Annotated in this window: 9 protein-coding genes; 4 read left to right on the top strand and 5 right to left on the bottom strand. The window is 43.5% G+C overall.

Going from position 1 to position 11,059, the window contains the following annotated elements; all coding sequences use genetic code 11:
* Positions 1 to 12: 12 nt before the first annotated feature.
* On the bottom strand, positions 13 to 1,167 hold the full coding sequence (locus HGH91_RS07350) for a FecR family protein (protein WP_168737772.1): 1,155 nt from the start codon (positions 1,165 to 1,167) through the stop codon (positions 13 to 15).
* Between the two features lie 194 nt (positions 1,168 to 1,361).
* Here HGH91_RS07350 and HGH91_RS07345 point away from each other — a divergent pair, with 194 nt between their 5' ends.
* Entirely contained in the window at positions 1,362 to 1,955 is a 594-nt protein-coding gene (locus HGH91_RS07345) for an RNA polymerase sigma-70 factor (protein ID WP_168737771.1), read from the top strand.
* A 254-nt stretch (positions 1,956 to 2,209) separates the two neighbouring features.
* Complete coding sequence (locus tag HGH91_RS07340) at positions 2,210 to 2,509, top strand: hypothetical protein (RefSeq protein WP_168737770.1); 300 nt, start codon at positions 2,210 to 2,212, stop codon at positions 2,507 to 2,509.
* 89 nt (positions 2,510 to 2,598) lie between these two features.
* On the opposite strand, the gene HGH91_RS07335 is transcribed toward HGH91_RS07340, so the two are convergent.
* Both HGH91_RS07335 and HGH91_RS07330 read right to left on the bottom strand, forming a co-directional pair.
* The gene (locus HGH91_RS07335) at positions 2,599 to 2,901 is read right to left on the bottom strand and encodes a protease inhibitor I42 family protein (RefSeq protein ID WP_168737769.1); all 303 of its coding nucleotides are present in this window, start codon (positions 2,899 to 2,901) and stop codon (positions 2,599 to 2,601) included.
* Between the two features lie 131 nt (positions 2,902 to 3,032).
* Positions 3,033 to 4,703: a C1 family peptidase gene (locus tag HGH91_RS07330; RefSeq protein WP_168737768.1), complete on the bottom strand. Its 1,671-nt coding sequence runs from the start codon at positions 4,701 to 4,703 to the stop codon at positions 3,033 to 3,035.
* Positions 4,704 to 6,123: 1,420 nt separating this feature from the next.
* Here HGH91_RS07330 and HGH91_RS07325 point away from each other — a divergent pair.
* Positions 6,124 to 6,897, top strand: a complete 774-nt coding sequence (locus HGH91_RS07325) for a helix-turn-helix domain-containing protein (protein ID WP_168737767.1) — start codon at positions 6,124 to 6,126, stop codon at positions 6,895 to 6,897.
* A gap of 57 nt (positions 6,898 to 6,954) precedes the next feature.
* Here the strand turns inward: HGH91_RS07325 and HGH91_RS07320 are convergent, their stop codons facing one another.
* Positions 6,955 to 7,740 carry a response regulator gene (locus tag HGH91_RS07320; protein ID WP_168737766.1) on the bottom strand — a complete coding sequence of 262 codons (786 nt, stop codon included), beginning with the start codon at positions 7,738 to 7,740 and terminating at the stop codon, positions 6,955 to 6,957.
* 146 nt (positions 7,741 to 7,886) lie between these two features.
* Positions 7,887 to 9,482 carry an alpha-L-fucosidase gene (locus HGH91_RS07315; protein ID WP_168737765.1) on the bottom strand — a complete coding sequence of 532 codons (1,596 nt, stop codon included), beginning with the start codon at positions 9,480 to 9,482 and terminating at the stop codon, positions 7,887 to 7,889.
* A 629-nt stretch (positions 9,483 to 10,111) separates the two neighbouring features.
* Between HGH91_RS07315 and HGH91_RS07310 the strand changes: the two genes are divergently transcribed.
* A complete protein-coding gene (locus HGH91_RS07310; protein WP_168737764.1) occupies positions 10,112 to 10,990 on the top strand; it encodes an AraC family transcriptional regulator in 879 nt (292 codons plus the stop codon).
* The last annotated feature ends 69 nt before the right edge of the window (positions 10,991 to 11,059 follow it).

Below are 11,059 nucleotides of genomic sequence, written 5' to 3'. Positions count from 1 at the left end.
GGCATTTCAGGTTTACTGAACGGGTGTTGTAACGGTCACTTTCCCGGGAAAGAGTTTAAAATGTACATGACCGATCCGCTCCAGGTTAGTAAGTATTTCCTGCATGTTGGATGAGCGTGAGAAAGTCCCTCCAAATCTTTCGCTGCCCGGTGGTTCCCTGTATTCGATATCTACATCATACCACCTGCTTATTATCTTCATAATGCTTTTTATATCCTGATTGTCAAACAGGAAATAGCCGTTCTTCCAGGAAATGGCATCATCTGGATGTACGGGCTGGATGTCCAGGCCCCCGCTGTTATTAATGATCCTGGCCTGCTGGCCGGGCTTCAGCACGCCGGTGGCGCCGGAGATGGTGTTCGTCACCTTCACGCTACCGGTCAGCAAAGTGGTGCTGATTTCTGGATCATCGGGGTAAGCCTTCACGTTGAAATGAGTGCCTAACACAACGATCTCCTGCTTGCCGGTATGTATTTTAAACGGCTGACCATCCCGGGGAGCTACTTCAAAATAGGCTTCACCGCTTACCGTTACGATCCGTTCCTTCGCGTTAAATGCAACAGGGTAGGAGATGGAAGAGGCGGCGTTGAGCCATACCTGTGAGCCATCAGATAAGGTGAGATGGTATTGCCCGCCCCTGGGAGTGGATAAAATATTGAGTGCCGGCACGGCAGCTGAGCTTTGTTTGGAATGACTATATACCAGTTCCCCATCATCTGTTTTGTTAATGGCAACGGAGGCGTCTTCCGTGAGTTTGCCGTTGTGTGCTTCTTTTAATACGATTTGCTGTCCATTGGATAGTGTTAGTGTAGCGCGGTTACTACCAGGCTTGTATTCAATAGCCGAATCCTGGTTCGCAGCTATTGTTGTGTAGTTTCGCTTTTTACCCGGTGCGATGGCGAGAAAATACGCCGTACCTGCCAACAGGAGGAGTACGGCGGCGGCGGCAGCCAGTGATTTCCACCTGTGCCCATAAGCTGGCGCGCTATCCTCTAGCTGCAAAGATTGCCACACCTCATTTTTAAGTGTTTCTATCTGCCCGTCAGAAACATCCAGTGGCTCCCGGCGTCTTTCGATATACCAGATTTCCAGTAAAGCCATCTCTTGTTCTGTTATGATGCCTTTTTTGTATTTTTCTAATAATTCCCTGATATCTGGTGTCTGCATATAAAATCTTTCTGTAGCCTTATTATATTGACAGGGAGTGGTGGGGGCAGGGGGGTAAAAAAAATAAAATAATTTTAACGGGGTAAATATTATCATTACAATGCATTACGCTAGTAAACCGGGTGTTGGTTTGACACTTATTGTGTAGTTTTAAAATAGCTAAATCTTTTATTTTCCACGGGATGAGTTTAATCATGGCAGAATATGATCGCATGAATGATCTCGAATTGGTTAATTTGATCAAGTCTGGCAATAAACGTGCTTTTGCTCAAATATACGACCGCTATTTTGGCGTACTCTATTTACACGCCTATCGCCAGTTAAGGGATAAGGATGAGGCTAAAGATCTGCTCCAGGATCTTTTCTCTTATCTGTGGAGCCACCGGGAAAGCCTCTCACCGTCATCTAATTTCTCCCATTACCTCTATATGTCTGTAAGGAACAGGGTGCTTAATATCCTTGCCCATAAGTATGTCGAAGACAAATTCCTGTTATCGTTGAGTCATACCGGTAGCCGGGCAGAAGCTGTCACCGACCACCGGGCCCGGGAGCGCCAGCTGGCTGTAATCATAGAGCAGGAAATACAGTTACTACCCCCAAAAATGCGGGAGGTGTTTGAATTGAGCCGGAAGGCGAACCTATCACATAAGGAGATTGCAGTCAGGTTAGGACTGAGCGAGCAGTCTGTCAGAAGCCACGTAAAAGGAGCACTGAGATTGCTTCGAAGCCGGCTGGGGTTATGGGTATATCTGTGTATGATAGCCGGCGCCATAGCTGGTGCCAACTAGCCTGGTTCTCAAAAAGTATGACATTTTACATTTTTAAAGGGATACTAAATGGAATAGCCGGGAACTGCCCTGTCAACGGGAATAACAACTTTTTAACATTATAAGACGGCATATCAGTCCAACCACTTCGCCGTTTCATTTGTTTAATGATTATTATGCTAAAAGATGGGTTTCGCTATAGCAATTGATCGATGAAACAATGTCCCTGTAATTCCCTCAAAAAATTTAAAGTACCCCTTAAAAAAACAATTGAAATGCGTACACTATTAAAAGTTACCTGCCAGGTAGAAGCATCAAACAAGGCCGTGGCCGATGGAACACTTCCCAAACTCATGAAGTCTACGGCGGAAAAATTAAATCCGGAAGCAAGTTACTTTTTTGCGTCCGACGGATGCAGATCGGCGATGTTCATCTTTGATCTTAAAGATCCATCTGACATACCAGGGATCGCTGAGCCTTTCTTTATGTCGCTTAACGCCAAAGTAGAGTTTAGTCCTGTTATGAATGCCGAGGACCTGCAAAAGGGACTTGCTAATGGAGGGACGTTGAAGTAAAAGTCAATATCGGGATAGTTATGGTGTTAGCCCTTGCCCCAATGGGATATTCATTCTCTCTTCGGAATGGAGTGACGGGCTATTTTGCTTTATTCAACAACGGTGACATCAAATACTTTTGTATTGATGGCCTGACCATCTTTTTCCCATACTCTTCTTTGTTCAAATGTAACAGTTGTACGGCCTGGTGAAATGCCGGTGATCAAAAATACTTCATCGTTACTGGTGCCGGCATCACGGCGCATTGAATCTACGGTATAGTCATATGGCTTTACTTCAACACAATGTTCATTTTCAACTTTAACGAACCATTGAAAACCTGCTGTACCTAAGCCTGGTAAAATGATAGGAAGATCGCCTCCTGCTTTCAATTCTTTGGGTATGATTTCCATATATCAGTTTTGGCAAAGTTACGAATTACGGATTACAGAAGGGAAGCGCTTTTTAAATCAGGCAGCTTCACGCTATCGCCTCCATATGGAGCCGATCGGTAGTCCGTAATCCGTAATTCGTAATTTATTGCTTATGCAAACCATTTATGGTACATAGCAGAATCGGTGCCTTCTACAAAGCAGTCGAGCCGGCCAGCCTGCCAGGATGATACGCCTACGGCTGAGGATAAAATGCCGCCCAGGTTTTCATCTCCGCTCCAGGCTTTGCCATCCCACCATTTGTGCATCATGTTGTAGTTCTGTCCGGGGAAGAATACATCTATCCTGTTAGGTCCCCATGAAACGGCGCCAGGGCTATCAAACATGTTTGACTGCAGGTTTTCCCAACCGCTCCAGCCTTTGTCAAACCATTTGTGCCAGAGTTTATTGTCTGTTCCACGGGCAAAGCAGTCTAATCTGCCAGGTGCCCAGGAAGATACTGCCGGTGCGGAAGTAATAATGCCTCCAAGGTCTTCCCATCCATGCCAGGTACCATCAAACCATAGATGCCACATGGAGGAATTCATACCACGTGCAAATATGTCGATTCTGTTAGGACCCCAACTTACACAGGTTGGTTCGGAAGAAAGGGTTCCTCCCAGGTCTTCCCATTGGCTCCATCCACCCTGGTAGTATCTGTGCCAGAGGTGATGATTCAGTCCTAATGCAAAGATGTCCAGCCGGCCGGCGGTCCAGGAGCAGATGGCAGGAGCGCCCTGTATTTGTCCGCCCAGGGATTCCCAACCCTGCCAGGAAGTACCATTCCACCATTTGTGATATACGGCAGAATCCAGACCGCGTACCACTACATCGATCCTGTTTGCTGCCCATGAAACGGCATTAGGCCTGGAAGTGAGTAAACCGCCCAGGTTTTCATAGCCGTGCCATCCTGTTTTTTGAGCAGGGAGCACTACACCACTGGCAGTCCAGAATGGGAATTCTGTATCTATTCCCGCTTGTCCATAACCGATTTTAAAGAATCCACTTTTACCCCATCCAGCGCCCCAGGAGTTTTTACAGATCCAGCAATGTTCTGCTTCGGAATACCCGATAACAGTAACACAGTGTAATCCTTTGTCAACGCCGCTTACATGGGTATATACGCCGTCTGCATAAGAAAAGAAATCTTCAAAAACGTGCATGACTGCGGAGCAGGGACCATAGGTAGAAAGATAGTTTTTGCGGTCAATTACATTTGCGATGGTAGTAGAATTGGTGATTTTTACCGCACGGGCGTCCCTGTTAGGTCCTATCGTGCAGTGGGGAGGTTGTTTCCAAATGTTGTTGTCGGGGAATGCGGTAGCATAAGGGAAGCAGGCTTCGTCGGGGATGCCACGGGTTTTTATTTGACTGAAAGCGTCGGTAGGCCACCAACCGCCGCAATTAGCGCCATGATTGGAGCAAAAATGCAGATCTGCTTCAGAAAGATCTAATAACTGGCCATGTTCTATAGAGGCCATGGCTTCTGTAACAGAAGTGGTACAGAAGGAAACGCAGGAACCACATCCTCCCTGATCTTTTACAGGGGTAATATGGTTGCCGTTGTGATTACGCCAGTCTACCTCAGGGGCGTAATTGGCTACAGGCGCAGCGCCTGCGGTAGGTTTCATTACGGATGCCAGTTCCGCAGTGTTAACAATAACGCCCAGCAGGGCTTTTTGTTGATCTTCGGGCAGTTGAGAAACGGATGTTTCCCTTGCCTGCCATCGGTTAGGGCTTTTTGCAAGATCAGCAACGAGATCTGTGATTTTCAGGTTCGACATAAAATGGTCTTTTTTTGAGGTGAGTAATAGAAAGAATACTTTTTATGGATAGTAGGGCCTCTGATGCTATGACAACATATCAACAGCGGTAAATGAAGGAATTTGGGGTATTAACTATAGCACCAGTCATAGAACAACTTAACCAGCCTAACGATAATAGTAAAGGAAATTTTGGGGCAAAATCACAACGCCTTTCGACAGCAATTACATGACAGGAAACACCTGTGTTTTTTAACGAACCCGAAAATAGGAAGTAATGGGAAACGAAAAAAAAATACTTTTATAACAATCGTTTGCAGCAGAAAAAAAATAACAGAGGCTCTACCGGGGTGTATTACCATGAATATCTCGAGAATTTATCATAGCAATATAATATGCTATACATCTTTGTTTTTTTGAGAGTCGTGCAGGGGCGGTTTCGCCAGGATCATTAAAAAGACAATGGCCCTCATCAAACGGCTGCGTATGCTTTGAACTGTTGGAGGGAAGCCAGTGATATTGAAAAAAGCCCTTGGATAGAAAATCCAGGGGCTTCCCGATAATAAATAACCTTTTTCCGCCAGACCAAGCCTCACAAAAGATCTGTAGATAGATATCCACGGTCTTTTTCAATGGAGGATTGAATGTATCATATTTATCCATGCCACGCAGTGAGTGTTAAAGTTCCAATATTTTGACATACAGAATAGCCAGTAATCTCTAATACTGCAGGCGATAGCAAAACTATGGGAAAAGCGTTGTTTACACGGGATATAATTGTATCTATTCCGGGGTAAAACTGGTGATTGCCTTTCTAACTGGCGCCAGCCTGTGCTTTCGTTGCTGTTACAAAAAAATGCCCGTAGATATAGATCTGCGGGCTTTTAAAAAAAATGGGGAAAGATATTAGTGCATATTTATAGATATGCATCGTTATATCTTACAAAACACTACCGTATCCTAATATGCCTATGCCGGGGCTGATACGTGTCAAATGTACATATTAACCTGGATGCGCAGGGGGAAATAAGTGTGTGTTTCGGGGTAAAATTATATAATCTGGAAGCGCATCACAGTATCATAAAATTGCCCCAAAAAAAAGGAAAATATTACCCCTGTGCCCGGATTGTTTTGGGCTATTTTTACGGTTAATCCGGGTTGCATAGACAATGAAATTAAATAGAGAGAGCACATTTTATTTTTGAAGTAACTGGTACACTTGGTGAAATCCTGCTGATCTATATCTGCAGGTGATTTTTAAATTATGCAGGTGTTAATTGAGCACTGCTGCACCTAAACCAGAATAACATTTATTCCCACTCCCGCTGAGGGATATGGTTTTATGCACACGGTCAGAATATAAAGCGCTAATATAAAAGTGGAACAATAGTCCTCACAGGAGATAGCTATTCCTGTGATTTCTGAATTGCAGCAAGAATGTATGAGGAAGAGCAAATTATTAATTGTTGAGAGTAACTGTGAGATATCGTTGATGGTAGGCGATTGTATTACACACGATTATCAGATACTGACGTCGGCGGATGGCATGCAGGCATGGGCACTTGTAATTGCTGAAGAGCCAGACCTGATCATTGGCGAGTCTAACATTTGCCACTTGAATGAATATGACTTATGCAAGCAGCTAAAAACTGATGAAAGGACATGTCATATACCATTGATTATACTGACGGAAAATACCCGGGAGGAGCATCAGGTCGAAATCCTGGAGTGCGGGGCAGATGTATGTCTGTTCAAGCCATACCACAGGCAGCTGTTACGATCTTATGTCCAGAATATGTTGTTGCTGAAGGAGGCGCTCCGGCAACGGTATGGCAAACAGATTTTTGGCGTGCCACTCGATATGGATATGAGCGTAGCGGATGTTGTTTTTGTGAGAAAGTTGGCGGCTGTTGTTGGCAGACGAATGAATGAACACCATTTCAACATGACCCTGCTCGCCAGGGAAATGAATATGAGTAGATCGCAATTGTACAAGAGATTTTACGCCGCTACCAAATTAACGATAGGTGCATTTGTTCGTTACCTTCGGCTGGAAAAGGCGGCGGTGCTGCTATTACATTCCGGGTTGAATGTAACAGAGGTGGCGTATGAGGTGGGTTTTAGCGAGCGCAAGTATTTCAGCAGGGAATTCAAACGTTTCTTTGGCCAATCGCCCGTAGATTTTGTGGCGGATAAGATGAAGGGTTCGCAGTGAGCGCATTGTACTTAGTGGAGGGGAGCCTGGCGTGTCTCTACATAACATCGTAGCTTTTTATTGTCGGTGCTGGGATCTTGTCTTCTTTATTTCTGTCTGATATTCCGATGGTGATATGCCAAAGTATTTTCTGAATTCCTTACTGAAATATTTTCGTTCACTGAAACCTACTTCCCAGGCTACTTGAGTGATATTTCTCCTTTCAGAGGAAAGGAGAAATGCTGCTTTTTTCAGTCGCAGTGATTTGATAAGTTCGGCAGGCGAAACATGGGTTATTGCTTTGAATTTTTTATAAAAAACAGCCTTGCTCATCCCCAGTTCTTTTGCAAGGGCTGAAATACCGAAATCAGCATTGTCGATACTGGCTTCGATAATTGCCGTTACCTTCTCTATCAAGTTTGTTTTTACGACGCCAATTTCTACTGCCAGCGGTTCCAGGAATATTTTTCCGCTGTAACATTGACGGAGCGTTTGCTGCAGGCGGAGGAGATTGGCAACGTAGGCGCGCAATACCTGGATATTAAATGGTTTGGTGAGATAAATGTTGGCGCCACTTTCCAATCCTTCTAACTGTTGTTCTATCGTTGTGTTGGCAGTCAGCATAATTACTGGAATATGACGGGTACGCTGATCTTTTTTGAGGTTGCGGCAAAGCTCATGGCCATCCATCTCTGGCATGACTACATCCGTGATGATGAGGTCTGGCAATGCCGTAATGGCTGTTTCCCATCCTTGTGTACCAGTGGGCGCTTCCAATATTTCATAATCTCCTTTAAGTTGGTTCCTGATAAACGTTCTTACTTCATCAGAATCCTCGATAGTCAATATTTTGTTTTCTCGCATTTGGTGCTGTTTGATGATTAATAGGACTGTGTCCGTTGAATGTGTCTGTTTCGGCTGATCTAACTGGTAGTTGGCCCATTTACTACCTAACGGCTAGATTAAATGCAGCTATCGGATAACAGCATTTTAGAATTTGGTTGTGGAACTCAGGATGAAAATGTTACTTTAAATACAGCACAATAGTTTGTAGGACGCCTGGCGGGAACATCTATCATCAAATTGTTTCTCATTTGACGAAAATTTATTTTTTGACTAGAGCCGAGGAGTTTCATTGTCTTTATTTTTTTAACGTCCGCGTTATTTAGCCCCAGGGAAGATAAACTGATTTCGCTTTGTGCAGGGTTCAGCACAAATATATACAAATGGTTTCCACAAGTGGTAAACCGTACTTCATCATGCCCATAAGGATTGCTTTTAACCGTTCGTTGATTGAATTGTTCGGAATTTACCTGCTTTTTCACTGCTTCCAGGTCAGCATTCGTTATGTTATTGGCTTGTTTTAAAAATGAATTTAAATTGTCGCCATAAATTTTCCAGGGCTTGCTGGCATAAACCGCTTCGCCGTTTATATGCAACCATTGTTTCAGGTCTTCTAAAATTGCACTATCCTCAGGTGGAATTATACCATTGGGCTTTAACTCAATATTTAAAACCAGATTACCGTTTTTGCTAATAACGTCCGTAAGCATTTCGATAACAGTACGTGAGTTATGTACCATTTCTCTATCTTTTTTATAGAACCAGTTGGCGCCTGTAGTGATAATACTTTGCCAGGGCGTGGTACTGATTTTATTTGCGGTACCGCATTCAATGTCCTTCACAACACTGGGTTCATCAGCAATTTTTCCCGCAACTATTGCCGTTACTTTTCCGTGTTCTTTCAAACTGTTATATAGGTAAGTGCGGCACACCTCCTTACCATATTTGCCATATGGAAACCCGTAACCGTCAAACCAGAGCATATCGGGTTTGTAATTGGTAACTAATTCTTTCATGCGGTTAACGTAATTCTGTTTTACACTATCGAGCCATTCAGCAGTTCTTTTTGCAGGAGGGAGGCCATATAAATCGGCGGGATCAAGCCCTTCCCACCATTTGCCTTTGCCATCCGCCTTAGTAAGGTTCCCATCATAGGGTATTCCCTTTTTGGGACCCGTTTCATCGGCGCCAAATGCAGGCAGCCACCAGTTTAAGAATCTGTCGTCGTGGGAGCTCACGGCAAAAGGCAGGTGATATTTCCTGGTTGCTTTTTCGAATTCTCCAACAATGTCACGCTTCGGACCAACGTTTACCGAATTCCATTTTTGATAGGTGGAATTAAAATTATCGAAATGATCATGATGGTTGGCAAGGATAATAAAATATTTGGCCCCTACCTTTTTAAAATAGCTGATCAAAGCGTCAGCGTCCAAATATTCTGCTTTCCAGGAATGGATAACTTCCTTAAAACCCACATCCGAGGGATGCCCATAGGTCTTTACGTGATAAGGGTATGCATTTTTGCCAAAGGTTTCTCCCCCTACATTTTGCATATACATATGCCTGGCATACCAGCCACCGCCTTCTTCCGGTTGCGATTGAGCTCCCCAGTGGAGCCAAATGCCAAAACGGGCTTCCATGTACCATTTTGGGAATTGATAATCTTTACAGAGTTCTTCCCAAGTGGGTTCTATATTTTGCGCCGATAGCTGCATATTTAAGGCTGTAAGAATGAACAGGCAAATGATTCTTATTTTTTTCATGTGTTTTTTGTGCATTTAACCAGGGTAATTTTAATATACAAGGGATTGTAAACAATACATAGGGTTTTCGCTTCGGAAAACGGGTAATTTTAGATGATGGGAAATGATGAGTTGCTTATTCCACTACATTATAGACATGACCACATTCTCCGGGGAAGTCTTTCAGTTCTATTTCCTTATCAAATTTTCCCAACGTTTTTCCGGTAAAGAAATCGACAAGCGTGTAAGGGGTCTTTATTGGTATGTGGTAGCTGTTATGATTTTTCTCGCAAAGAGGCGTGGAAGAGGTATTGACATTCGTTCAGATTTCCTGATAAAATGAGACAATCGGGATCATTCCACCATAGTTTTCCATTTTGCCAGCTACGATAAAGATTCTCCTTACCGGTACGTTGCATTGACTGCCAATCAACCACAATGTCCATAGATGTTCTGGACGCATGTATTGATTGCTTCCCGGTGGACTCCATCAACATTTCCTGTCACCAGATGATTTTCTTCTTTAACATGAAATACCTTTCCGTCAATTACGAAAGTAGTTTTAAAATTGTTCGGGATTTCTGCATCAAGTGATTATTTTTGGGCCTATATTAGCAAAATGAGAAAATTGTGAATGGAATTATGTTAATATGAAGCCTGTTTTTGCAAAAGTACTGGAGGGCCTTGAGAACGAAGTTTTCCTTACCAGGATAATACAGCGCCCCTATTTTACGACGGAATTTCACTTTCATCTGGAATGCCAGTTCACCTACATTGTTGAAAGTGCCGGACATAAAGTGATCGGCGATTGTGTAGAGAGTTTTGAACCAGGTGAGCTCACACTACTGGGATCTTATATACCGCATGTATGGTACAATGACCCGGCAACGGTGTCTTCAAATAAGCAACGAAAAACTCCTGCAAAGTCAGTGGCATTATTCTTTAATCCGGAAAAAATGGGGGAGTTGTTGTCTTTTTTTTTTAGCACCAAAAAACTGCTGAGTGTGTTGGACCTGGCCAAACGTGGTATGAAATTCTATGGTCATACAAAAAGCTCACTGGCAGCCTTGCTGCTACAGATGGCGGAGGAGCCACCAGGGCCTTCGAAAATGATCCTGTTGCTACAGGTATTGCAGATTTTGTGCACTACAAATGAGTATGCGCTGCTTGCCGGACCAGGATATGCGAACCGTTATTCCGATCGCGATAGCGCAAGAATGGAAAAAATTTTCAGATATGTGTTTGCTAATTTTTCAACGGAAATAAGCCTTGATAAGGCTGCCGGGCTGATACATATGAACAAACAAGCTTTCTGTAGGTATTTTAAAGGTCGTACCCAGCGTACGTTTGTGGATTTTGTGAATGAAGTACGCATTACACAGGCCTGTAAACTCCTTGCAGCTGGTGATGATTCGATTGGCGGTATTGCGTATAAATGCGGTTTCAATACACTCAGTAATTTCAACCGTTATTTCAAAAAGATAAAGGGCACTTCCCCGAGAAATTACAGACAGGATCTTGAAAAGTAATTTGCTGCCTGAATTTCCTGATATATAACGAACAGGAAAAAGATCATTCGTAATTATTCTCAAACCATC

It is taken from the genome of Chitinophaga eiseniae, from assembly GCF_012641265.1.
Taxonomy (GTDB): domain Bacteria; phylum Bacteroidota; class Bacteroidia; order Chitinophagales; family Chitinophagaceae; genus Chitinophaga; species Chitinophaga eiseniae_A.
The sequence above is the reverse complement of the archived record's forward strand: the minus strand, read 5'-3'. Positions and strand labels throughout refer to the sequence as shown.

Coding starts and splice junctions, on each gene's coding strand:
- HGH91_RS07350 (WP_168737772.1), bottom strand. CDS start 1,167: ATGCAGACACCAGATATCAGGGAATTATTAGAAAAATACAAAAAAGGC.
- HGH91_RS07345 (WP_168737771.1), top strand. CDS start 1,362: ATGGCAGAATATGATCGCATGAATGATCTCGAATTGGTTAATTTGATC.
- HGH91_RS07340 (WP_168737770.1), top strand. CDS start 2,210: ATGCGTACACTATTAAAAGTTACCTGCCAGGTAGAAGCATCAAACAAG.
- HGH91_RS07335 (WP_168737769.1), bottom strand. CDS start 2,901: ATGGAAATCATACCCAAAGAATTGAAAGCAGGAGGCGATCTTCCTATC.
- HGH91_RS07330 (WP_168737768.1), bottom strand. CDS start 4,703: ATGTCGAACCTGAAAATCACAGATCTCGTTGCTGATCTTGCAAAAAGC.
- HGH91_RS07325 (WP_168737767.1), top strand. CDS start 6,124: ATGAGGAAGAGCAAATTATTAATTGTTGAGAGTAACTGTGAGATATCG.
- HGH91_RS07320 (WP_168737766.1), bottom strand. CDS start 7,740: ATGCGAGAAAACAAAATATTGACTATCGAGGATTCTGATGAAGTAAGA.
- HGH91_RS07315 (WP_168737765.1), bottom strand. CDS start 9,482: ATGAAAAAAATAAGAATCATTTGCCTGTTCATTCTTACAGCCTTAAAT.
- HGH91_RS07310 (WP_168737764.1), top strand. CDS start 10,112: ATGAAGCCTGTTTTTGCAAAAGTACTGGAGGGCCTTGAGAACGAAGTT.